This window comes from Aeromonas sp. 603079, assembly GCF_049172135.1.
In the GTDB taxonomy this organism is placed as follows: domain Bacteria; phylum Pseudomonadota; class Gammaproteobacteria; order Enterobacterales; family Aeromonadaceae; genus Aeromonas; species Aeromonas veronii.
Genome location: NZ_JAAKPX010000036.1, coordinates 1 through 23,284 on the forward strand (window position 1 = coordinate 1; position 23,284 = coordinate 23,284).

Genomic DNA, 23,284 nt, shown 5'->3' on the forward strand with positions numbered 1-23,284 from the left:
CCCCGATGCGGTACATAGAGGGTTTTGAGTAGAAAAATGCTAGTTGAAAATGTGTAAACCTATTTCAGGACTAGACACTGGCACAAAAAAAGGCCGCTCAATGAGCGGCCTTCTTCATAACGGGATCAGCAATCAGCTTTCGCGGCGCTTGCCACCGAATTTGCGATCTTTGTTGAAACCACCTTCGCGGCGATCCTTGTTGAACGGACGGTCACCCTGCGGACGGCGATCCTTGTTGAAAGGACGGTCGCCACGGAACGGACGATCACCGCGCGGCGGACGGCTGCTGGTGTTGCCACCGGCCGGCACCTCGGTGTAGCGAGTGATCTGCAGCGGACGCTGGCAAACACGGGCTTTCTTGATCACTTCCAGCACATCGGCGCTAATGCCCTTGGGCAGGTCAACGGTGGAGAAGTCGTCAGCGATGTCGATGTTGCCGATGAAGCGGCTCTCGATGTTCGCTTCGTTGGCGATGGCGCCCACGATCTGGCCCGGCTTGACGCCGTGATGGGCACCCACGTCGACACGGTAGCGCTCCATCTCCACGTCCGGGTTGTCTTTCAGCGGACGCGGCTCCAGGGACGGCATGCGACGGGCCGGACGATCGCCACGGTCACCGAAGTCACGACCGCCGCGATCGTTGAAGTCACGACGCTCGAAGCCACCACGATCGTTGCTGTTGTTGAACAGCGGATCCGGGATGGAGTCATCCAGCAGCAGCGGTTGGTCGCCCTGTACCAGCTTGGCCAGTGCGGCAGCCAGCTCCAGCGGATCGGCAGAATCTTCTTCGATCAGCTCGTTTACCAGGTTGTGGTAGATCTCGAGCTCTTCGCCCATCATGGTTTCGCGGATGCGCTCTTTGAACTTGGCCAGACGATGCTGGTTGATGTCCTCGGTGCTCGGCATCTTCATCGGCTCGATGGCCTGACGGGTTGCGTGCTCGATGGCGCGCAGCATGCGGCGCTCGCGCGGAGCCACGAACAGGATGGCCTCGCCCTTGCGACCGGCACGACCGGTACGGCCGATACGGTGAACGTAGGATTCGGTGTCGTACGGAATGTCGTAGTTCACTACGTGGGTGATACGCTCAACGTCCAGACCACGGGCAACCACGTCGGTGGCGATCAGGATGTCCAGCTGGCCCTGACGCAGCTTGTCAACGGTACGCTCACGCAGCTTCTGCGGGATGTCACCGTGCAGCGCTTCACAGGCGTGGCCACGTGCGGCCAGCTTGCCAGCCAGCTCTTCGGCAGCGTTCTTGGTACGTACGAATACCAGCAGGGCTTCGTAGGATTCCACTTCCAGCAGGCGGGTCATGGCGTCCAGCTTGTGCAGACCGGTTACCTGCCAGTAACGCTGGCGAATAGTGGTAGCGGTAGCAGTCTTGGAGGCGATCTTGATCTCTTTGGGCTGCTTCAGGTGCTTCTGGGCCACGCGACGGATCTGCTCCGGCATGGTGGCAGAGAACAGAGCAACCTGACGAGAGCTCGGGCACTGCTCCATGATCCAGTCCACGTCGTCGATGAAGCCCATACGCAGCATTTCATCAGCTTCGTCCAGTACCAGAGCTTTCAGGCCGGAGAGATCCAAGTTCTTGCGACGGATCAGATCCATCACGCGGCCCGGAGTACCGACGACAACCTGGGCACCACGACGCAGGGCGCGGGTCTGGGTTTCGTAGGAGGCACCACCGTAGATCGGCAGCACGTGGAAATCAGGCATGTGGTGTGCATAGCGTTGGCACGCTTCAGCCACCTGCAGCGCCAGTTCGCGGGTAGGCGCCAGCACCAGGATCTGGGTGTTGCGGTTACCAGCTTCCAGACGAGACAACAGAGGCAAGGCAAAAGCAGCGGTCTTCCCTGTACCGGTTTGCGCCTGCCCCAGCAGATCGTGTCCCGCCATCAGGTGGGGAATTGCTGCGGCCTGGATCGGTGACGGGCGCTCATAGCCCACGTCCTGCAGCGCTTTCAATACAGGCGCGGCCAGTCCAAGCTCACTAAAAAGGGGCAGTTGTTCGGTATCAGACATAGATTCTTCCAGATTAAGGCAGGCGGCTAACACCGCGGAATAGCAAAAAGGCGGCGATTATAGCGCCACTTTGTTCTGCTGTCTTGAAAAATGTGATAAGCCTCTCAAGACGTTGGCAATTATAGAGGGATCTGGCGAGTATGGCTTGCTTATTTTGCACTCATAGTGCGTTATTGCAGATCACTCCTCGCTGGAGTCCTTGCCCCGCTTGTGTTTGAGCACCGCCATGGTCAGTCGGCTGGTGCACAATAAACGCTCACGTTCGTCCCGAATTTCAATCTGCCACACCTGGGTTGTTGCTCCCAGATGGAGCGGCGTGCAACGCCCGGTCACCACCCCTTCCCGCTTGGCTCGCAGATGGTTGGCATTCACCTCCAGCCCCACACAGTAGCTATCTGGCCCGACAGCCATATTGGCGGCAATCGATCCCAAGGTTTCCGCCAGCACCACGGATGCGCCGCCATGCAGCATGCCCAGGGGCTGGTGAGTGCGATGATCCACCGGCATGGTCGCTTCAAGCCAATCGGTGCCAAAAGCCGTGTAGACGATATCGAGATGGGCCATCAGGGTGTTGCGAGAGGTGGCGTTGAGCCCCTCCAGACTCATGGGTTTACGCCAGATGGGCGCAATATCGTGACTCATTGCGAGCAGACTCCTTATGTAAGCGATGAATGCGTACCGATATGAGTGAAACGCCCTCCATCGGCAACATGGTTCTGTTATATGAGTTGTTGGTTATCAGGTGACGTGGTAACAACGCAGCCCCGCCCGGCGCTGCGTGTTACACAATCATGCCCTTAAGCGGGATGTCACCAGGGGTAGGTAACGCCGGGCCATTCGGACCAAGGCACTTCTCGCCCCGGCAAGCGGGGGTCTGGCCACTGCCACACCCTGACGAGCCACTCGCGCAGCTGAATCTCCAGCTCCTCATCCGTGATGGACGCCTCGGCCACCTTCCAGAAGAAGAGCTCCACCGCTACCTCTGGCAACACCGAGGGGTAGAGATAAACCCCACCCCAAAATTGCGGCTCCCGATCCGGGCTCCAGAGGCCATAGGCAAAGGAGCGCTTGGCCAGAAACTCCGACTGCTGCCACTCCAGATCCCTTTCGTGCTGGCTCAGGCTGAAATTGGCCGAGGGCCAGAGATCGTTCGGGCGAAACAGCTGATGGAGCTGCTCGCGCTCGCGCAACATGGCGACAAACTCCACCACCGCCTGAGAGGGAGTGGCGGGTAACAGCAAGAAACGTGGATGCCGATAGGCCTTCGGCACCCGAAAGCGCTTGGGGAACGTCAGCATCAGAGCAGCTCCAGCAGGGCTTGCAATGGATGTTTGAGCTTTTCCCCCTCCATCCGTTTGACCTGACTGCGGCACGAATAGCCGGTCGCCAGACAGCGCGCTTTGGGCAGGTGCGCGAGTGGCTCAGCCCAGCTCAGTCCATAGATCCCCTTGGAGTTCTCCACCTGTTTGACGTCGTGACCATAGGTGCCCGCCATACCGCAGCAACCCACAGAGACCGGCTGCAAGCTGGCCCCGAAGCGGCCAAACAGGGTGCTCCAGTCACCGTGAGTGGAGGGCTTGGCGGTCTTCTCGGTGCAGTGGGCAAAGAGATACCAGGGCTCACTCCCCTCCTCGATCTTGGTCTTGTTGGCGCTAGCAGGCAGTTGATCTGCCGGCAGCGAGAGCAGCCACTCCTGCGGCAACAACACCTGAAAATCACCGCGGGCCGACCCCAGCGCCTTGGCATACTCGTCGCGATAGCAAAGCACCATGGCCGGATCCACCCCCACCATGGGAATGCCAAGCGCCGCCACCTTGTTGAGGAACTGGGCGCTGTTGGCGGCGGTGCGGGCAAAGGCGCGCAGGAACCCCTTGATATGCTGGGGCTTGCCGTTGGGTTTAAAGGGCAGCAGATAGGGTTGGAAACCGAGCTTGCTGGCGAGTTTCACCAGGTCGCGTACCACGGGGGCATCGTAATAACTGGTGAAGGGATCCTGCACGATGAGCACAACCTGCTTACGCTGCTCGACGCTCATCCGCTCCAGTCCAGGCAGATCAAAATAGCGGGCGCGGTTGTCATGCAGGCTCTCGGCCAGGGTCGGCACCGAGAGCAGCGGCACATCCACCATGCCGATGCTCTTCTCGGTCGCCTTCTGGGCCCACTCTTTTTCGAGGAAGAAGTTGACCAGCTTCGGCGCCTTGGCAAGCAACGGAGCATAGCTTTCAACGGTGCCGACGAAGTAATCCTTCGGCGCGCGCAGGTAGCGGCCGTGATAGAGCTGCATAAAGCGGGCGCGAAAATCGGGCACATCCACCTTGATCGGGCACTGGCTGGTGCACGCCTTGCAGGCCAGACAGCCCGCCATCGCCTCCATCACCTCATGGGAGAAATCATACTCGCCGCGCTGTTTGGCCCAGCTGTTGCGCACCTTGTCCACCAGCTGTTTGAAGCGCACACCACCGGATTGCAGTGCCACCTCTTCCGCCAACGGATCGAAACCCTGCTCCGCCAACTGACGCAACCATTCACGCATCAGGCCCGCCCGCCCCTTGGGGGAGTGGCGGCGATCGCGGCTGATCTTGACCGAGGGGCACATGGGGGAGTCGGTCTCGAAGGTGAAGCACAGACCATTGCCGTTGCAATCCATGGCGCGGGTGTAGCTGGTGCGCACCGCGAGCGGGATCTGGCGGTCATACTTGCCGCGCTTGGGGCCATCCACCGACACCAGCTCGGCGCCGCTACCGTAGGGGATACAGATCTTGCCCGGGTTGATGCGGTTGGCCGGGTCGAACGCCCCCTTGACCCGCTGCAACTCTTCCCACAGCTCGCCAAAGAAGGCGGGGCTGTATTCGGAGCGAAAGCCCTTGCCGTGCTCCCCCCACATCAGGCCGCCATATTTGGCGGTGAGCGCCACCACCTGATCGGAGATGCGGCGCAGCAGCACCTCCTGCTCGGGATCGCACAAATCCAGCGCCGGACGCACATGCAGCACACCGGCATCGACGTGGCCAAACATGCCGTAGTCGAGGCCGTGAGCATCCAGCAGGGCACGAAACTCCATGATGAAATCGGCCAATGACTCTGGCGGCACGGCGGTGTCTTCAGTGAAGGCCACCGGCTTCTTGCGCCCTTCGGCGTTGCCCAGCAGCCCCACCGACTTCTTGCGCATGGTGTAGATGGTTTCGATGCTCGGCAGGTGGTCACATACCTGATAGCCGATAATCCCGGCTTCACTCTTGGCCAGCAGCTCGTCGATACGGCGGCAGAGCTCAGCCACCTTGGCCTTGTGTTCTGCCTCGTCGGTATCGGCAAACTCGACGATGTTGAGCCCCTGCAGATCCTTGCCGGGCACATCCTGAATAAGTTCTTTCACCGAATGCCAGATGATGTCGGCGCGGGCCAGCCCGAGCACCCGGGAGTCCACCGTTTCCACCGAGAGGGCCTGCGCCTGCACCATAAAGGGGGCATTGCGCAGGGCGGAGGGGAAGCTGTCGTACTTGACGTTGACCAGGGTGCGGTAGCGCGGGATTGGCGTGATATTGAGTTTGGCTTCGGTGATAAAGCCCAAGGATCCTTCAGATCCGCACAGCACCCGGCTGACATCCAGCGTGTCGGTATCGGGTTGATAGAGGTGCTTGAGATCGTAACCGGTCAGAAAGCGGTTGAGCTTGGGGAAGGTCGCCTCGATGTCGGCGCGGCGCTCCTTGCCGATGCGATAGAGGGTGCGATAGATCTCCCCTTCCCGACTCTCCAGCGCCAGCTTGTCGGCCAGTCGCTCACCGGTCAGCGGCTCGGTCGCCATGATGTCACCGTTCTCCAGCACCGCCTTGAGACCCAGCACGTGATCCGAGGTTTTACCGTAAACGAGGGACCCCTGCCCCGAGGCATCTGTGTTGATCATGCCCCCTAAGGTGGCGCGGTTGGAGGTGGAGAGATCCGGCGAGAAGAAGTAGCCATGGGGCTTGAGATAGGCGTTGAGCTGGTCTTTCACCACCCCGGCCTGGGCGCGCACCCACCCCTCTTCCAGATTAATTTCCATGATCTGGTTCATATAACGGGAGAGATCGACGATAATGCCGCCGCCCAATGACTGACCATTGGTGCCGGTACCGCCACCGCGAGGGAAAAAACTCAGAGTGTGGTACGCCGGCTCTGCGGCCAGCTTGAGCATTGCTGCTATGTCGTCCGCACTGCGCGGATAGAGAACCGCCTGAGGTACTACCTGATAGACGCTGTTATCCGTCGCCATCGCCAACCGGCTTGCATAAGACTTTTCGATATCACCACGAAATGCGCTGCGCTCTAGCAACTCAAGAAACTGCAGGGTTGCGGGTGACAAACTGTCCTGGTAATCGAGTCTCGGGATCATGAATCCTTGTTCCCATCCTTTGCTTGATGCCGGCACGCCGGCGACAACGACTGGCCAGCCGCCTGTCAATGGCAGTCAGGCCAGTCCGCTCACATGTGAGCGGGCAGTATATCAGCTAGAAAACCGCTTGCGCTTGGCAATATTCACCATTTGAAAGGAGGACTTTTATGGCTCACCACAGCCATGTTATCAGTACGCTGGTCACCACCGAAAAACAGGCGCTTACCCTGTCGCTGTTCGGTTGTATCACCTTTGCCATCTTCGGCATCGGCTACGGCCTCTTCGTCGGTTCCAACGCCATCATGCTCGATGGTATCTTCACCCTGTTCAGCATGGGCATGACAGGCCTCGGTCTTGTTACCGCCTATCTCGTTACCCGCCCTTCCGATGCGCGCTTCCAGTATGGCTACGCCCACTTCGAGCCCATCACCAACGTCATCAATGGCACCATTATTCTGCTGCTCTGCCTTGGCGCTCTCTATAGCGGCATCACCACCCTGCTGGATGGCGGACGGGAGATCGATCTCGGCCACGCCCTCATCTATGCCGCCGTCTCCACCTTCTTCTGCGCCATCATCTATCGCATCGAAGCCCAGGTCGCCGAGCAGGTAGACTCCGAGCTGGTGCGGGTCGACTCCAAAGAGTGGCTGGTGGATACCCTGCTCAGCGCCACCCTGCTTATCGGTTTCGTGGTCGCCATCGGCCTCGATGCCATCGGCTACGGCCAATACAACCGCTACATAGACCCGGTGCTGGTCTCGCTACTGGCCCTCTGTGCCACCCTCATTCCCATCAAGGTGCTCGGTCGCAACCTGCGGGAAGTGTTGAAGATCGCTCCCAAGGGGGATGTGCCACGGCAAGTCGAACAGGAGATCGAAGCGCTGCGCCAGCGCCACGGCATAGAGTGCTACAGCCATCTGGCCAAAAGCGGTCGCCGCTTCGATCTGGAATTGAACATTCTGGTGGCGCCGGGTCAGGAGTGGCCCGTCGAACGTCAGGATGCCCTGCGTCAGGAGCTCTGGTCTCGCCTTGGCGACACCCTGGGGGATGCCTGGCTGTCGGTCTGTTTCACCCGCGAAAAGCGCTGGTTGTAACGACCGCACGGGGGAGAGCGGCACCGCTGCCTCCCCCTGTCGCATCACAACCCCATCACGCCTCGCTGACGCTGCTCTTGCCAAATTGGCGCCAGCCGCTATCATCAGGGCTCATTTTTCACCCGAGGTTTTATTGCCCATCATGGACAATCCCCGAAGTTGCCCTTCGTCTCTCTCTGTCAAAGCCTATCTTTTTCTGCTTAATCAGCGCCTCTGAATAACACCTTTGCCTTGCTGTTACTGCGGCCATCGCGCGCCGTGATCACTCTCTGCTCTGTCTGTTTTTATTGAGGTCATACAATGGAATTGCTGCTGGATCCCCATATCTGGATCGGTCTGTTTACCCTGATCATTCTGGAAATCGTGCTGGGGATCGACAACCTGGTCTTTATCGCCATTCTGGTGAAAAAACTGCCTCCCGCCCAGCGGGACAAGGCACGCGTCATCGGCCTGTCGCTGGCCCTGCTGATGCGACTTGGACTTCTGAGCGTCATGTCATGGCTGGTCACCCTGACCACCCCGATTTTGCACCTGTGGGATCACCCCTTCTCCGGTCGGGACCTGATCCTGATGGGGGGCGGCCTGTTCCTGCTGTTCAAGGCCACCTCCGAGCTACATGAGCGGCTGGAAGCCAAACCCCAGGATGACGGCCCTGTCGGCGCCTACGCCAGCTTCGGCGTGGTGATCGCCCAAATTCTGGTGCTCGATGCGGTCTTCTCGCTCGACTCCATCATCACCGCCGTCGGCATGGTGGAACACCTTGGCGTCATGATGGCCGCCGTGACCATCGCCATGGTGGTGATGGTGCTCGCCTCCAAGCCGCTGACCCGCTTCGTCAACGCCCACCCGACCGTGGTGGTGCTCTGCCTGAGCTTCCTGCTGATGATCGGCTTCAGCCTGGTGGCGGAAGGATTCGGCTTCCATATTCCGAAGGGTTACCTCTACGCGGCCATCGGCTTCTCGGTGCTGATCGAGTTTTTCAACCAGCTGGCCCAGCGCAGCGCCATGCGTCACGAATCCAAACAGCCGCTGCGCGAGCGCACCACAGCCGCCATCTTCAAATTGATGGGCAGCAAGGCCTATCAGGATCAGCCGGATGACGATCTGGATGCCCCGACCGCCGCGCCGGTGAGCTTTGGCGAGGAGGAACGCTACATGGTGACCGGCGTGCTGTCGCTGGCCGAGCGCTCCATTCGCACCATCATGACCCCGCGCTCGGAGATGGCCTGGATCGATATCAACGACTCCAGCGACGAGATCCGCGCCCTGCTGCAGCGCGAGCCCCACAGCCTGTTCCCTATCTGTGACGGGGATCTGGACGAGGTGATCGGAGTGGTCAAGGCGCGCGATCTGCTGTTTGCCTTGAACGAAGGGCAATCCTTGAGCGAACTGGCAAAGCAGAACGACCCCATTATCGTGCCGCAGACCATCAACGTGATCCGCCTGCTGGCGGAGCTGCGCAAAGCCAAGGGGAGCCTTATTCTGGTCTCCGACGAGTTTGGCGTGATCCAGGGGCTGGTCACCACCCACGATCTGCTGGAGGCCATCGTTGGCGAGCTGCCGGACGAGGACGAAACCCCGGATATCGTGCGCGATGGCGAAGGGTGGCTGATCAACGGCAGCACCAACATCCATCATGTGGAGCAGGTGCTGGAGCACGAGGGGCTGGTGAGCGAGAGCGATGAATACGTAACCCTGGCGGGCATGCTGCTCTCCCACTTCGGCACTCTGCCCACCCCGGGCCAGCAGTTGCAACTGCAACAGCTCAACTTCGAGGTGATTGAGGTGAGCGAGCGGCGCATCGAGCGGGTGAAAGTGATGCCCGCCACGGCTTGAGCCTGCCACCAGCAGAATACAGAAGAGGGCCAGACGGCCCTCTTTTTTATGCCTAAACGCCTCTTTCCTAACGGTTTGCGCTGATTGCTGCATCAAGCACAATTCTCTTGTGCAATTACCCCTCTTTTTCACAACAAGATGGCGGCATAAAGTGGCCTCACTTCCACCATGAGGAACTCAAGATGAGCCACGATCACCTGTTCTGCCCGCTGCGCCTCGGCCAGCTGCACCTTGCCAACCGCATCGTCATGCCCCCCATGACCCGCTCCCGTGCCAGTCAGCCGGGTGATGTGGCCAACGCCATGATGGCGAGCTACTACGCCCAGCGCGCCGAGGCGGGCCTGATCATCAGCGAAGGCACCCAAATCGACCCCATGGGCAAGGGCTACGCCTGGACGCCGGGGATCTACAGTGCCGAGCAGATCGCTGGCTGGAAAGGGGTGACCGATGCCGTGCACGCCAAGGGGGGCACCATCTTCGCCCAGCTCTGGCACGTGGGCCGGGTCACCCATCCGGACAACATCGGCGGCGCCCAGCCCATCTCCGCTTCAGCCCTGCCCGCAGTGGGCGTCAAGGTGTTCGTCGATAACGGCAGCGATGCGCCGGGCTTTGTCGAGACCGTCACTCCGCGCGCCATGACCCAGGCCGATATCCATGCGGTGGTGGGCCAGTTCCGTCAGGCGGCACGCAACGCCATCAGCGCCGGTTTTGACGGCATCGAGCTGCACGCCGCCAACGGATATCTGATCAACCAGTTCCTAGACTCCGAATCCAACGCCCGCACCGACAATTACGGCGGATCGCTGGAAAACCGGCTGCGCTTTCTCAAAGAGGTGACCGAGGCGGTCAGTAGCGAAATCGGGGCCGAACGTGTCGGGGTGCGTCTTGCGCCGCTCACCACCCTCAACGGCACCGTGGATGCCAATCCGCAGGAGACCTATCTGGCAGCTGCCCGCCTGCTGGGCCAGCTCAATGTCACCTACCTGCACATTGCCGAGGCGGACTGGGACGATGCCCCCCTGATGCCGGAGAACTTCAAGCTGGGTCTGCGCGATGCCTTCCCCAACACCCTGATCTACGCCGGTAAATATGATGGTGATCGCGCACGCGCCGCCCTCGACGCGGGCTGGGCCGACATGATTGGCTTTGGCCGCCCCTTCGTTGCCAACCCGGATCTGCCGAACCGGCTGCGCCACGGCTATCCGCTGGCCCCCCACGATCCGGCCACCCTGTTTGGCGGCGGCGAGAAAGGGCTGACCGATTACCCCGTCTATCAGGCTGATGACGCAACCGCCAACCGCTGATTGCCGATGGCCAATCGGCCACGTGAAGCAGGCCCCACAAGTTGGGGCCTGCCGTATTGTTGCGCATTAGCAACAGTGATATGACTGACCGAATCACTGCTGCAATGATCTCGTTATTCTCTCCCCTCGCTTTCACAAGGAGTCATCATGAATCACACCCAAGCCTGGTGCTGGCATGCCCCCGGTGAACCGGATCAGCTCACCCTCGCCGATCTGCCCCTGACACCGCTCGCCCCTGACGAGGTACTGGTAGCCAACCGGGTCATCGCCTTCAACCCGGTGGACTGGAAGCTGATCGAATATGGCCACTCCAACTGGCAGGATGGTCAGGTGCCCGGCGTCGATGGCATGGGCACTATCGTGGCGCTCGGCGCCAACGTCAGCCATCTGCGTCTCGGCGCCCGGGTCGCCTATCACACCGACCTGCGTCACCACGGTAGCTTTGCCCGCCACACCAAAGTGCCCGCCCGCGCCCTGCTGCCGGTGCCCGATGCCCTGAGTGACGAGGCGGCCGCCGCTCTGCCCTGTCCCGGCCTCACCGCGTGGCAGGCGCTGGCCAAGCTGCCGCGCCTGCACGGGGAAGCGCTGCTCATCACCGGTGCTGGCAGCAGTGTCGGCCGTTTTGCGGTGCAGCTCGCCCTCCAGCAGGGGGCGCGGGTCTTTGCCAGCGCCAGCCCACGCCACCATCACTGGCTCAAGCAGATAGGTGTGCAGGGGGTGGCCGATTATCGGAACTCCGAGTGGCTGGCCACCTTGCAGGCGGCCAACGGCAACGAGCCGTTTGAGGGGATCATCGATCTGGTCTCCAGCCAACAGGCAGAGAGCCTGCTGCCCGCCCTTGGCTACTACGGTCACATGGTGACTGTGCTCGGGCGCATCCCGCACAATCCGTTGCCCGCCTTTAGCCATTGCCACTCATTGCACGAGATTGCACTGGGTGCCCAACACGCCTTTGGCACCGACAAGCAGTGGAGCCGGCTGGTGGCCGCCGGTGTCGCCATGATGGAGCTGATGGCGAGCGGCGAGCTGACCCTGCCGCCGCTGGTGGTGGGCGACTTCGAGGTGCTGCCTACCCTGCTCGAGCGCTTCAAGCGCGAAGGACAGGGTGAGAAGTTTCTGGTGCGAGTGGCATAACGCTGACTTTCCCTGATAACCACACCGACCATTGAAACGAAAGAGGCCCGCCAGTGACGGCGGGCCTCTCTTTATATAGTGCATGTCATCTCGACTTCATTGGCGCCTGACTCAGTGCAGCTGCACCCCGTGGCGGGCGGCATGAGTGCGAATGTCACGGGTCAGCCGCGCCTTGTCGGCCAAGCTTAGCCAGCTCGCCTCCACCGCATTGAGCGACAAGCGGCAGAGCTGACTCATGGTCGCGCCAAGGCCATCGGCCAGCGCCGCAAAGTTGGCATTCATATAGCCGCCAAAGTAGGCGGGATCGTCCGAGTTGATGGTGACGCAGAGCCCCTGCTCCAGCAGCCGCAACACATTGTGCTGGGCCATATCGCCGAACACCTTGAGCCGGGTGTTGGAGAGAGGGCAGACGGTGAGCGGCAGCCGGGTATCCGCCAGATAGCGCAGCAGCTCGGGATCATCGGCCGAGCGCACCCCGTGATCGATACGGCATACCTGCAGCTCGTTGATCGCCTGCCAGATGTAGTCGGCAGGCCCCTCTTCACCGGCGTGGGCCACCACCGGCAGCCCCAGCTCGCGGCATTTGGCAAAAATACGGGCAAATTTGCTGGGCGGATTGCCCTTCTCCCCCGAGTCGAGGCCGATGCCATGAATGCGTGACAGGAAGGGCATAGCCTCTTCCAACGTCGCAAAGGCATCCTCTTCGCTGAGGTGGCGCAAAAAGCTCATGATAAGGCGCCAGCTGATGCCAAACTCCTGCTCTCCGATCTGCAGCGCCCGCTCGATGCCGCCCAGCACAGTAGCAAAAGGGACACCGCGGGCGGTGTGGGTCTGCGGGTCAAAGAAGATCTCCACATGCACCACCTTGTCGGCGGCGCAACGCTCAAGATAGGCCCAGGTGAGGTCGAAGAAGTCCTGCTCGGTCACCAGCACGCTGGCGCCGCGATAGTAGAGGTCGAGAAAGGATTGCAGGCAGTCAAAGTCATAGGCGGCGCGCACGCTGGCCACATCGGGCCAGGGCAGTGGCACATTATTGCGGCGGCCCAGCTCAAACATCAGCTCGGGTTCGAGGCTGCCCTCGATATGCAGGTGCAGCTCCAGTTTCGGCAGTCCGGCGATAAATTGCGCGGCGGTGAGGTGTTCGGGTGTGACTGGCTTGGGAATCGGGGTGTCCATAGCGACGGCTCCATCAGCAAAGTGATCCGGCGTCAGCCCCTCCACCAGACTGACCCGACGGCAGCTTTATTGTGCACCGAAGTGGCGAGACAGGGGAGACTTGTCATCAAACAGACTTATAATGGCGTCACAAAAATCATAAATGATTGAACATCTTAACGATTGGCGGCTCGCCTGCGTCCTGACAAGGAGTTTTCATGAAGAAGAACGTCATCTGCGATATCGACGGTGTCATCCTGCACAACAACGATCTCATCCCCGGTGCCGACCGTTTCGTCCATCGCCTGCTGGAGCAGGGCAGCAAGCTCTTGTTCCTCACCAACTACCCGGCCCAGACCCAGAAAGATCTGCAAAACCGCTTCCGCTCCGCCGGGATCGAAGTGCCGGAGGAGTGCTTCTATACCTCCGCCATGGGCACCGCCGACTTCCTCAAGCGTCAGGATGGCAAGAAGGCCTATGTGATCGGTGAAGGGGCGCTGACCCACGAGCTCTACAAGGCCGGTTTCACCATCACCGACATAGACCCGGACTTCGTGGTGGTTGGCGAGACCCGCAACTACAACTGGACCATGATGCAACAGGGGGCCAAGTTCGTCGATCAGGGGGCCCGCTTTATCGCCACCAACCCCGATACCCACGGCCCCATGATGCACCCGGCCTGCGGCGCCCTGTGCGCACCCATCGAGCGGATGACCGGCAAGAAGCCGTTCTATGTCGGCAAGCCAAGCGCCTGGATCATCCGTGCAGCGCTCAACCGGATGGAGGCCCACTCCGACGACACCATCATCATCGGCGACAACCTGCGCACCGACATTCTGGCGGGCTTTCAGGCCGGTCTCGAGACGGTGCTGGTGCTCTCCGGGGTGAGCAAGGTCGCCGATATCGACCGCATGCCGTTTCGGCCGAATCACATCTTCGACTCCGTGGTCGACATCGATATCGTCTAATCACCACCCAAGCGTTAAACAGGGCAGGTCTCTCCTGCCCTTGCAGGATCTGTTATGGAACCCATTCTGATCGCCGTGGCCTTTGGCTGCGGCATGGTAGTCAATCTGATTGGCCTGCCCCCCCTGCTCGGCTTTCTAGCCGCCGGTTTTATCCTCAACGGCATGGGATATGAAAATACCCCCGCCCTGAGCGAGGTGGCAGATCTCGGCGTCACCCTGCTGCTGTTCACCATCGGCCTCAAGCTCAATATCAAGACCCTGATGCGGCGCGATGTGTGGGGCACCACCAGCCTGCACCTGCTGCTCTCCACCCTGCTCTTTACCGTGGTGCTGCTGGTCTGCAAGGGACTGGGGCTTGAACTTGCCCTCTCGCTGGACTGGAAGCTGGCGCTACTGCTGGGCTTTGCCCTCTCCTTCTCCAGCACCGTCTTCGCAGTCAAGGTGCTGGAAGATCGCAGCGACATGAATGCCCTCTACGCCCGCATCGCCATCGGCGTGCTGGTGATGCAGGATGTGTTCGCCGTGGCCTTTCTGGCCTTCTCCAGCGGCAAGTGGCCCAGCATCTGGGCGCTCTGGGTACTGGGGCTGCCGCTGCTGCGCCCGCTGCTGTTCAAGCTGCTGGAGCGTGCCGGGCACGGCGAGTTGCAGGTGCTGTTCGGCGTGTTTCTGGCGCTGGTGGTCGGGGCAGCCGGTTTTGAAGTGGTCGGCCTCAAACCGGATCTCGGGGCCCTCATCATCGGCATGCTGCTCGCCTCTCATCCGGCGGCGGCGGGATTGGCCAAGGCGCTCTTCAACCTCAAAGACCTCTTTCTGGTCTGCTTTTTTCTCACCATCGGCCTCAACGGCCTGCCGACCCACGACACCATGTTGCTGGCGCTGGCGCTGGTGCTGGCCCTGCCGCTCAAAAGCGCGCTCTACTATCTGGTCTACAGCGGCGCACACCTGCGGGTGCGTACCGCCCTGCTCTCGACCCTGGCGCTCACCAACTTCTCGGAGTTTGGCCTGATCGTCGCCGCCATCGCCGCCAAGGCGGGCTGGCTCTCCCACGAGTGGCTGGTGGCGGTCTCGCTGGCGCTGGCGGCCAGCTTTATGATCTCTGCCCCGCTCAATGCTCAGAGTGAGCGCATCTACCATCGCATCGGCCACTGGCTGCGGGGATTGCAGGCGAGCAACCTCCATCCGGAAGACAGACCCATCGAGCTGGGCGATGCGGAGGTGATCATCCTCGGCATGGGGCGGATCGGTCAGGGGGCCTACTTCGAGCTGGAGAACAAGTACGGCAACGTCATCCTCGGGGTGGAAAACGACAGCGAGAAACTGCCCACCCTGCGTGCCCAAGGGATGAACGTCATCGAAGGGGATGCCACCGATACCGACTTCTGGGACAAGGTGCTGCTCTCCAATCAGGTCAATCTGGTACTGCTGGCGATGCCCCACCACTCGGGGAATCTCTACGCCATCGAGAAGCTGCGCAGCCACGGATTCAACGGCAAGATCGCCGCCATCGTCCGCTTCGAGGATGATATCGCCTCCTTGCAGGAGCAGGGGGTGGATGCGGTGTTCAACGTCTACAACGAGGCGGGCAGCGGCTTTGCCCGCCATGTGATCCGCCGCTTGCAGCCGCTCTGAGTCGTCGACCAGCGGCCCTTGGCAAGTGAGGATGCATCGTTTAAGTTATGCACAACCTCGTTTAATAAAACGAACAAACGCGGGGCCTGGATGGCCCCGCTTTCCTATCTGACGAAGCCAAGGAGGCACCATGAAGACCCTCAACGACTGGATTTTGCTCGATCGCCACGATGCGACCCCCACCCCACTGATGCCCGCCCCCGAACGCATTAAAGCGGGCAACCCGAGTCAGACGGTGTGGAACCACTACTCCGATCCCAGCCAGCAGTTTCACATCGGCTTCTGGGCTTGCGAGCCTGGCCGCTGGGCCATCCACTACACCGAGCACGAGTATTGCCAGCTGCTGGAGGGGGATGTGGTGATCCACGACAGTCTGGGCGGCCAGCTGGCCCTCAAACCCGGCGATCAATTCGTGATTCCGGCAGGCTTTGTCGGCGAGTGGGAGACTCTTACCCCCTGTCGCAAGGTCTATGTGATCTTCGAACCCGCCTCGGCTTGACGTTCACGTCACCCTGCCCCGTTGCAACAATCCTTATCCTGTTGATCTGCTTGACGCTTACGGCATGATTTTCTGCGGTTTTCCCGCTTGCAAAAGGTTTTTCCGCTAGGCATTGTGTCTGACGAGGAATGTAAATGGAATTTCGAGCCCAAACGTGGGGGGCTCATATAAAAATCAAGAGGATTACCGCCAATGTGTTCAATTTTCGGCATTCTGGATATCAAGTCCGATGCAGTTGCCCTGCGCAAATCGGCGCTGGAGATGTCCAAGCGACTGCGTCACCGCGGGCCTGACTGGTCCGGCGTCTACAGCTCAGACAAAGCCATTCTGGTGCACGAGCGTCTGGCCATCGTCGACCCGGGCAATGGCGCCCAGCCGCTCTACAACCCCGAGCGCACCCATGTGCTGGCGGTCAACGGCGAGATCTACAACCACAAAGAGCTGGAAAAGACCCTCAAGGTCGACTTCCAGTTCCAGACCAAATCTGACTGTGAAGTGCTGCTGGCCCTCTACAAGGAGAAGGGCCCGGCGTTTCTCGACGATCTCAACGGCATCTTTGCCTTCATTCTTTATGACGCCGAACAGGATGCCTACCTGATTGGTCGCGACCACATGGGGATCATCCCCCTCTATACTGGCCGTGACGAGCACGGCAACTTCTATGTCGCCTCCGAGATGAAGGCGCTGGTGCCGGTCTGCAAGAGCGTCGAAACCTTCCCGCCGGGACACTACCTGTGGAGCAAGGATGGCGAGCTCAAACAGTGGTACAAGCGCGACTGGATGGAGTACGCCGCGGTCGAGCATAACGTCAGCGACAAAGCGGAGCTGAAAGCCGCGCTGGAAGCGGCGGTCAAACGCCAGCTGATGTGCGACGTACCCTATGGCGTGCTGCTCTCCGGCGGGCTCGATTCGTCCGTTATCTCCGCCATTACCAAGCTCTATGCGGCGCGCCGCATCGAGGACGATGGCAAGAGCGAAGCCTGGTGGCCGCAACTGCACTCCTTCGCCGTCGGTCTGGAAGGATCTCCGGATCTCGCCGCCGCCCGCAAGGTGGCCGACCATCTGGGCACCATCCACCACCAGATCCACTTCACCGTGCAGGAGGGTCTGGATGCCCTGCGCGACGTCATCTATCACCTCGAGACCTATGACGTCACCACCATCCGCGCCTCCACACCGATGTATCTGATGGCACGCTACATCAAAGCGATGGGGATCAAGATGGTGCTCTCCGGTGAAGGCTCCGACGAGTTGTTTGGTGGCTACCTCTACTTCCACAAGGCGCCCAACGCTAAAGAGTTCCACGAAGAGAACGTGCGCAAGCTCGCCTCTTTGCACCTCTATGACTGCCTGCGCGCCAACAAATCGATGGCCGCCTGGGGCGTGGAGGGTCGTGTGCCCTTCCTCGACAAGGAGTTCATGGACGTGGCGATGCGCCTGCAGCCGGCTGACAAGATGTGCGGCAAGGGCAAGATTGAGAAGCACATCCTGCGCGAAGCATTCGAAGACCTGCTGCCCCACGAAGTGGCCTGGCGTCAGAAGGAGCAGTTCTCCGATGGCGTGGGCTATTCGTGGATCGACAGCCTGAAAGCCATGGTGGAACAGGAAGTGACGGATCAGATGTTCGAGGCGGCCGCATTCCGCTTCCCCATCAACACCCCGCTCACCAAGGAAGCCTACTTCTACCGCGCCATCTTCGACGAGCACTTCCCGCTGGAAGCCGCCGCTCGTACCGTGCCCTACGGCAAGTCGGTCGCCTGCTCCACCCCCACCGCGCTGGAGTGGGATGCCAAGTTCAAGGAGATGGCCGACCCGTCCGGCCGCGCCGTGATGGACGTGCACCAGCAGGGCTACTAAGCCAGAGCGGGGCGACCCCATCGGCTAACGCCAGAGAGCAAAAAGCCCTTCACCATGGTGAAGGGCTTTTTATTTTTAAATGTTCCAGATGCAATCAATATTGATAAATGAATATGCCACTTAGCTCATCTTGAAATAAATCCACAATAATTGTTGCTCAGATAAAATGGGGCACCATTTTATGACTCACAAGTCAAAATCTGGCCTGAAATATATTTCACACAGCTTGCCAGATTATATCCACCACAAATGTGTATTAAAAAAACGTGGCAAAATGACAAAGTACAATGCGTAATGGCGACATATTTCGCTAATATTACAGCGTCCATCGCAATGAGAAGGTGGTGACCGCGACATGGTCTCCCCCAGGTACCCAATCAACCTTGGGTGCATAACCGACTTCCAATGCAACTGACTTGTAACCCAGTATCACTATCGGCAAAGCGGCAAAACCATCAATACCCGAACCGTTGAGATAACCAGCCTGCGCCCCTACCCCAGCAAAAACATGTTCGGTGAGATACCACTCTTTCCGATAAGAGAAACCCGCATAACCAGCTGTATTTTCTAGAGAATCCCGATAAAGCCCGCCGCGCAGCGCAAGTTTTCCCGTGTCGTTGTCACCCAAGAACACCCACGCCAATCCCAATCCCGGGTTAAAACCATTAAAGTCACAGGTTTTGCTTTTTTTTCCTGTTCCCTGCGAACAATCACTGTGTATTGATGCCCCGTGAATAATGAGTGAAAGATCATGTTCAGCTGCCATGGAAAAAGTCGGCAACCCCAAGAGTCCAATGGATAACAAGCAACCGTGAATGTTCATGTTAACCTTCCTGGTTTTATTTACCTCTCACTAACACACTAAATCAAAAATAGGCAGACATCAAACGAGTAACATCAGAGCGGTTGAACCGATAGATGTAAACGGGTCGCTAATACCATCGAGAGTGGCCAGCCAGGGTAATGTAAGGCACATGGTATTATTCACCCTCATACGGCGTTCCGGCGATACAAGCTCATCACGCATATTCGGCGCTGAAAGCTTCATTTTTTCCATGACCGCCAGCGCACTCATTTTCAGATGACGGTAAAAACTGGCATTGAGCTGGGTCAGATGGAGCAAGGAGTGGCGCACCCGTTTGAATGTCTCGGCACATACAGGGCTCTGCGAGTGCCAGAAGGAGGCCAGCGAACCTTTGGTGGTCAGACCGTCAATATCATAGAGTGCCCGCCCCATGCAGAAGGTGGGTACATCATGGAGCAAAGCAGAGAGACCGACCGTGCTGTTGATGGTGATCACCCCTTTGAGCAAGGGATACAGGGTTGGCAGCGGCAGTTCATAACCGTAAAAGACCCTCCCCTCCAGGCCAAGCACCGCGATGAGTCTGTTTATCTGGGCGCGATAACTGACATAGCCCCGATCCATGGGGTGGTGCTTGAACAGCAACACATCTTCGGGTTTGGCATGCTCCGCAAAGGAGTTGATCACCTGCGCAACCATCTCCTCTACCCCGCTCAGGTCAGAGTGCTCACGGATCTGAAAATCCTCGGTCACTTGCAGTGGCACAAAGAAGATCCGCCCGGCGTGCTGCGGCAACGCCTTGAGCAGGGCGCGATCCTGGCGCAAGTTGCCGTATTTCACCATGGCGCCACAGACCCACCCCATCGCCTCCTGCACCAGACTCCAGGGACGGTGATTCACAAAGTGGGGATAACGCCAACGGAACAGCGACTTGTTGATGTGGTAGCGACTGGCATACCAGGCGCGCACCGCAAAGGTCTTGCCCACCTTGAGCGAGCTGTCATAAGGCACAGGCCAATCCAGTTGGGCAAGTTGATCGCGCCGCTCATACCAGGGGCTGAAGGCATTGACCCCCCCCTGCTCCAGCGTGACGAAATCGGGTCTGAGATAGCCCTCCTCCATCGCCCAGAATGGCACTCGCTTCAACTTGCAGATACGGCCAGCCTCCAGATGGTAATAACGGCAGTCCCCGTAACAGATCACCGTATCGATACCCTGCTGCTTGAGCACCCGGCGGAAAAAGGCGTTCCAGCTTTCCGGTTTCCCGCGAAAACGCAGATTTTTTCCGGCACAGGGCCAGCACTCATCCCCGCCATTGAAATGGATCTTCACCACCTGATGTCCCGCCTCGGTCAACTGGCGACTCAGGGTCTGAAAGAAAGGGCCAAGCGGGCCTTGCAGTAACAAAATCTTCATTGACGACTTATCTCAAAAACGGGGAGAGAGAGGGGCGCTGCATGAGCGTCTGGAACAAGTAACCGAGCTTGAGCTGCCAGCGTTGCCAGCGGCTCGCTTTTTGGGCCGGTGAGTGTCCCTGCTTCGCCAGTTGGTGGATCAACTGCTCCGGACTTATCCAGAGCCCGGTCTGCCAATCGAGATAGAGCGGATAGGCAACCAGCGTCAGATAGACCAGCGCCGCCAGCGGCAGACTACGTTGACGACGAGCAGGCGGATTGGCATCCGTGGTCAACCCCCAGCCACTGTAGAAGGGTTGGCCCCAGGTCGTCACCTTGACCCCCTGCACCAGCGCCTCGAAGCCACTGAGCGAGGTCATGGTATGCAGCTCATCCACATGGGGATAGAGGCTGGTGAGCCCAATATCCAGCACCTGGCTATCGACACACTCCGCCAGACAGGCCGCAGAAATCGCCCCACCACGATTGCCCGCCACCACATCAGGGTGTGGCTTGTAGAGAATATGAGCATCGGGTTTGGCCGCTCGCACCGCCCACAGCAACTGCTCATTGCTGCGAATATGGGGGCTCCCGGTCAGAATGGAGGCATCGCCATCTACCTGACCCACCACCAGCACCAGCTCACGACCATCATCGGGCCTGGTGTAGTGCTGCGGCTCGCCCACATTGTATTTGCTGACCCTGTGTTCCCGTAGCAAGGCGAGCAGCGCATCCCCGCGCTTGACCTCCGCCTCTGTCAACTCCTGATAGTTGAGCAACTGTTCCAGCCCGCTGGGAGTGCGACTGTCGAAATAGATCCCGACCGGGTCCAGTGACAAGGAGGAGGGACGACAGAGATTGGAGCCCAGCCCCCTCGAGCGAATAAAACCATCCTCGACCCGGATTGCAGAGGCGAGATCAGGGTGGCGGCTACCCCACACCAATATCTGCTCGTCACCGGTCAACCGCTTGGGTGGCTTGCGCACAAAGCGCAACTCATCGGCCAAATGCTGGCAAAACGCCTGCATAAATGCCCGCTTCCACAGCGAGAAACCGACCAGATAAAGCCTGCGCCAGCGCGGCGCGGGGCGGCGCTGATTGGCAATAATGGCGATCACCTCCTCTACCTCGCAACGCTGGCCCAGCACAGGGTCGAGATAGCGGGGATAGCGGATCAAGGCTGCCGCGACCAGCTGGGCGAGCGACACTTTTACGTTGCGCCGTTCACACTGCTTGCTGTCATGGGTCAGCCCCCAACCCGCATAAAACGGCATACCGAAGCAATAGACCGGCTTGCCAAGCAACAGGCCCTCAAAACCAAGCTGGGATGACACCGTATAGACAGCATCCACCACATTGAGCAGTGCATGGGGATGGCAGTGATCGGCCACAATCTCCACATCATCCAGGTTCAGACGGGCCAACACCCCGCGCTTCTTGCCAAGGCGAGTATCGGGATGGGTGCGCAGCAGCAGGCGCGCATCGGGATGATTGCGGCGCGCCGCCTCCACCATCGCCACAAAATCAGCTTCACTGGCCAGCGCCCCCGGAATGGAGAGATCCCCCGCCACCTGATCGACCAGTAGGACCCTGGGTTTGGCGCTCTGCTGCAGACGTGTGGCAAGCCCTGATGGCAAGCCGCCATAGTCCCCGACGGCAGAGAGGGCGGTCACGCTGCCGCTGGCAATCGACTGATCGGGGGCAGTGGCATAACAGTTGTATTTGGTGACCCCGAGGCGTACCAGCTCATCGATCAGTCGCTCGGCCCGTGCCAACATCTGTGGCTCGCACGGGGTAACAATCAACTGCTCAAGCTGACTGGGCTTGCGGGCATCGTAATAGATCCCCACCGGATCGGCGATCAATGAGACCGCCTTGCCCCCCCTGGCGGGGTGGCCGATATAACCGATAAAGCCGTCTTCCAGCTGCCAATAGGGCAAACTCAGGGTCTTGGCCTGCTCCTTGATCTGGTGGGTATTAGCCTTCTGGCCCCAGCCGACCAGCACATCCCCCGGCTGTACGGCATCAGGGGAAGCAAAGCGCGCCAAGGGTTGTCCCAGACAGGCGCTGATTTGAGTGCTGCGGGCCAGTATGCCGCTGGATTGTGTCCATAGAGTCATGCAAATTGCTCAGATAAAAAGTTCAGCGAGATGTGGGCTTAAACATATCTCTGAAAAAGGCCCGAGGGTTGAGGTAGAGCTTGCGCAGCTTGCGCCACAGTGGCCGCTTGCGCTGCACCCCCTCTTGCCAGCGCAACAGCCCCGGATATTCGCTCACCGGATAGCCCGCCTCCTCCTGCAAACGGATCATCCACTCGCGAAAATCCGGCAGCTCCCCGCCAAGGTCGTTACAGGGCACCACGGGCCCTTTCAACGGGCCTCGCTCTGCTTCACTGCGAGCCAGCATCTGCTCAAGCAACTGATCATTGTTAGCCCGCCGTTTGTGGTAAGGGTGAGTCAGGGGGCGCGGATGCCACTGGTGAACCAGAAACCGGCCGGCAAACAGATGGGGCAGCGCATAATAACTGAAATAGCGCCGAAACCCCTGATAATCTCCCGGATGCTGTGCCTTGATATTGAGGGCATAGTCATCAGGTCGTGGCCCGATGGGGTAATGACGGGTGAGCCTGTCAATCAGTTCGAGATCTTCTCCGCCATGGCCGACAAACTGTTCATCAAAGCCCCCCAGCTGCAAAAACCACTCGCGATTCATCAGCAGACAGCTGCTGGCCAGGGCGATTCCCTCCACTCGATGATTCTCCCCGCGCAAGAAGGACTCCAGGCAGCCCTGAAAATCCCCGTCAAAGTACTCTGTTTCCTCCTTGGTCAGATATAGGCAGGGGTACATCTCAAAAGCAGTTAAGCCGTATTGACGGTATGTCTGGCTACGTTCAGATAATTGCCCAACCAGCTCAGGGGGACAGAGCAGATCTGCATCCATAAGGAAGAGTGCTTTTGTCGTGCTGTATTTGATTGCGTGGTCACGGGCAATCCCGGGTGAGTAGACAGGAAAAGGTTGTTCATCCTCGATAAAGCGAGTGTTCACTCTGTCTGACAGAGCTTGTTTCCGATTCGTTGGGATCAGAATATCCAGATCTGGTCTCATAGAAAGAGACTGGAGGCACGCCTCCAGTCTCTTTCTCGCAGTGCCCAGATCCCCACGTCCACTTTGCTGAAAGTGAAACGGGATGATCACGCTGATATTGCGCGACATTA

17 protein-coding genes are annotated in these 23,284 nt (G+C 59.5%); 8 read left to right on the forward strand and 9 right to left on the reverse strand.

Annotated features, from left to right (window positions below; all coding sequences use genetic code 11):
- Positions 1-132 precede the first annotated feature (132 nt).
- The 4 genes from G5287_RS20220 to G5287_RS20235 all read right to left on the reverse strand — a co-directional run bounded on the left by G5287_RS20220 (position 133) and on the right by G5287_RS20235 (position 6,397).
- The gene (locus G5287_RS20220) at positions 133-2,028 is read right to left on the reverse strand and encodes a DEAD/DEAH box helicase (protein WP_199258754.1); all 1,896 of its coding nucleotides are present in this window, start codon (positions 2,026-2,028) and stop codon (positions 133-135) included.
- Between the two features lie 180 nt (positions 2,029-2,208).
- Positions 2,209-2,670, reverse strand: coding sequence for a hotdog fold thioesterase (locus tag G5287_RS20225; protein ID WP_064336666.1), 462 nt, complete (start codon positions 2,668-2,670; stop codon positions 2,209-2,211).
- A gap of 167 nt (positions 2,671-2,837) precedes the next feature.
- Positions 2,838-3,326: a hypothetical protein gene (locus G5287_RS20230; protein ID WP_421231783.1), complete on the reverse strand. Its 489-nt coding sequence runs from the start codon at positions 3,324-3,326 to the stop codon at positions 2,838-2,840.
- Positions 3,326-6,397: an FAD-binding and (Fe-S)-binding domain-containing protein gene (locus tag G5287_RS20235; RefSeq protein ID WP_421231784.1), complete on the reverse strand. Its 3,072-nt coding sequence runs from the start codon at positions 6,395-6,397 to the stop codon at positions 3,326-3,328. The genes G5287_RS20230 and G5287_RS20235 overlap by 1 nt, the downstream gene beginning before the upstream one ends.
- A gap of 167 nt (positions 6,398-6,564) precedes the next feature.
- On the opposite strand from G5287_RS20235, the gene G5287_RS20240 reads away from it, so the two are divergent.
- The 4 genes from G5287_RS20240 to G5287_RS20255 all read left to right on the forward strand — a co-directional run bounded on the left by G5287_RS20240 (position 6,565) and on the right by G5287_RS20255 (position 11,765).
- Positions 6,565-7,491: a cation diffusion facilitator family transporter gene (locus G5287_RS20240; RefSeq protein WP_005361338.1), complete on the forward strand. Its 927-nt coding sequence runs from the start codon at positions 6,565-6,567 to the stop codon at positions 7,489-7,491.
- Positions 7,492-7,791: 300 nt separating this feature from the next.
- Positions 7,792-9,327 carry a TerC family protein gene (locus G5287_RS20245; RefSeq protein WP_421231785.1) on the forward strand — a complete coding sequence of 512 codons (1,536 nt, stop codon included), beginning with the start codon at positions 7,792-7,794 and terminating at the stop codon, positions 9,325-9,327.
- A 182-nt stretch (positions 9,328-9,509) separates the two neighbouring features.
- Positions 9,510-10,631 (forward strand): alkene reductase, encoded by a 1,122-nt coding sequence (locus tag G5287_RS20250; protein ID WP_421231786.1) that lies wholly within the window; start codon positions 9,510-9,512, stop codon positions 10,629-10,631.
- A 147-nt stretch (positions 10,632-10,778) separates the two neighbouring features.
- Positions 10,779-11,765, forward strand: coding sequence for a zinc-binding dehydrogenase (locus G5287_RS20255; protein ID WP_421231787.1), 987 nt, complete (start codon positions 10,779-10,781; stop codon positions 11,763-11,765).
- Positions 11,766-11,876: 111 nt separating this feature from the next.
- Here G5287_RS20255 and G5287_RS20260 read toward each other — a convergent pair whose 3' ends face one another.
- On the reverse strand, positions 11,877-12,941 hold the full coding sequence (locus G5287_RS20260) for an adenosine deaminase (protein WP_421231788.1): 1,065 nt from the start codon (positions 12,939-12,941) through the stop codon (positions 11,877-11,879).
- Positions 12,942-13,138: 197 nt separating this feature from the next.
- Between G5287_RS20260 and G5287_RS20265 the strand changes: the two genes are divergently transcribed.
- The 4 genes from G5287_RS20265 (at position 13,139) to asnB (ending at position 17,873) form a co-directional block, all read left to right on the forward strand.
- Positions 13,139-13,888, forward strand: a complete 750-nt coding sequence (locus tag G5287_RS20265; protein ID WP_005337281.1) for an HAD-IIA family hydrolase — start codon at positions 13,139-13,141, stop codon at positions 13,886-13,888.
- 54 nt (positions 13,889-13,942) lie between these two features.
- Entirely contained in the window at positions 13,943-15,517 is a 1,575-nt protein-coding gene (locus G5287_RS20270; protein ID WP_069555033.1) for a cation:proton antiporter family protein, read from the forward strand.
- Positions 15,518-15,647: 130 nt separating this feature from the next.
- Positions 15,648-16,016, forward strand: a complete 369-nt coding sequence (locus G5287_RS20275; RefSeq protein WP_323970332.1) for a cupin domain-containing protein — start codon at positions 15,648-15,650, stop codon at positions 16,014-16,016.
- A 192-nt stretch (positions 16,017-16,208) separates the two neighbouring features.
- Positions 16,209-17,873 carry an asparagine synthase B gene (gene asnB / locus G5287_RS20280; protein ID WP_139463991.1) on the forward strand — a complete coding sequence of 555 codons (1,665 nt, stop codon included), beginning with the start codon at positions 16,209-16,211 and terminating at the stop codon, positions 17,871-17,873.
- A gap of 316 nt (positions 17,874-18,189) precedes the next feature.
- Here asnB and G5287_RS20285 read toward each other — a convergent pair whose 3' ends face one another.
- Genes G5287_RS20285 through G5287_RS20300 form a run of 4 tightly spaced genes read right to left on the reverse strand, consistent with a single transcriptional unit; the run spans position 18,190 to position 23,282 of the window.
- A complete protein-coding gene (locus G5287_RS20285; protein WP_227342501.1) occupies positions 18,190-18,696 on the reverse strand; it encodes a hypothetical protein in 507 nt (168 codons plus the stop codon).
- Between the two features lie 60 nt (positions 18,697-18,756).
- Positions 18,757-20,091, reverse strand: a complete 1,335-nt coding sequence (locus G5287_RS20290; RefSeq protein WP_216953368.1) for a capsule biosynthesis protein — start codon at positions 20,089-20,091, stop codon at positions 18,757-18,759.
- A gap of 7 nt (positions 20,092-20,098) precedes the next feature.
- Positions 20,099-22,189 carry a capsular polysaccharide biosynthesis protein gene (locus G5287_RS20295; RefSeq protein WP_421231789.1) on the reverse strand — a complete coding sequence of 697 codons (2,091 nt, stop codon included), beginning with the start codon at positions 22,187-22,189 and terminating at the stop codon, positions 20,099-20,101.
- A gap of 22 nt (positions 22,190-22,211) precedes the next feature.
- Positions 22,212-23,282 carry a galactosyltransferase-related protein gene (locus tag G5287_RS20300; RefSeq protein ID WP_254204260.1) on the reverse strand — a complete coding sequence of 357 codons (1,071 nt, stop codon included), beginning with the start codon at positions 23,280-23,282 and terminating at the stop codon, positions 22,212-22,214.
- Positions 23,283-23,284 lie beyond the last annotated feature (2 nt).

Coding starts and splice junctions, on each gene's coding strand:
- G5287_RS20220 (WP_199258754.1), bottom strand. CDS start 2,028: ATGTCTGATACCGAACAACTGCCCCTTTTTAGTGAGCTTGGACTGGCC.
- G5287_RS20225 (WP_064336666.1), bottom strand. CDS start 2,670: ATGAGTCACGATATTGCGCCCATCTGGCGTAAACCCATGAGTCTGGAG.
- G5287_RS20230 (WP_421231783.1), bottom strand. CDS start 3,326: ATGCTGACGTTCCCCAAGCGCTTTCGGGTGCCGAAGGCCTATCGGCAT.
- G5287_RS20235 (WP_421231784.1), bottom strand. CDS start 6,397: ATGATCCCGAGACTCGATTACCAGGACAGTTTGTCACCCGCAACCCTG.
- G5287_RS20240 (WP_005361338.1), top strand. CDS start 6,565: ATGGCTCACCACAGCCATGTTATCAGTACGCTGGTCACCACCGAAAAA.
- G5287_RS20245 (WP_421231785.1), top strand. CDS start 7,792: ATGGAATTGCTGCTGGATCCCCATATCTGGATCGGTCTGTTTACCCTG.
- G5287_RS20250 (WP_421231786.1), top strand. CDS start 9,510: ATGAGCCACGATCACCTGTTCTGCCCGCTGCGCCTCGGCCAGCTGCAC.
- G5287_RS20255 (WP_421231787.1), top strand. CDS start 10,779: ATGAATCACACCCAAGCCTGGTGCTGGCATGCCCCCGGTGAACCGGAT.
- G5287_RS20260 (WP_421231788.1), bottom strand. CDS start 12,941: ATGGACACCCCGATTCCCAAGCCAGTCACACCCGAACACCTCACCGCC.
- G5287_RS20265 (WP_005337281.1), top strand. CDS start 13,139: ATGAAGAAGAACGTCATCTGCGATATCGACGGTGTCATCCTGCACAAC.
- G5287_RS20270 (WP_069555033.1), top strand. CDS start 13,943: ATGGAACCCATTCTGATCGCCGTGGCCTTTGGCTGCGGCATGGTAGTC.
- G5287_RS20275 (WP_323970332.1), top strand. CDS start 15,648: ATGAAGACCCTCAACGACTGGATTTTGCTCGATCGCCACGATGCGACC.
- asnB (WP_139463991.1), top strand. CDS start 16,209: ATGTGTTCAATTTTCGGCATTCTGGATATCAAGTCCGATGCAGTTGCC.
- G5287_RS20285 (WP_227342501.1), bottom strand. CDS start 18,696: ATGAACATTCACGGTTGCTTGTTATCCATTGGACTCTTGGGGTTGCCG.
- G5287_RS20290 (WP_216953368.1), bottom strand. CDS start 20,091: ATGAAGATTTTGTTACTGCAAGGCCCGCTTGGCCCTTTCTTTCAGACC.
- G5287_RS20295 (WP_421231789.1), bottom strand. CDS start 22,189: ATGACTCTATGGACACAATCCAGCGGCATACTGGCCCGCAGCACTCAA.
- G5287_RS20300 (WP_254204260.1), bottom strand. CDS start 23,282: ATGTCGCGCAATATCAGCGTGATCATCCCGTTTCACTTTCAGCAAAGT.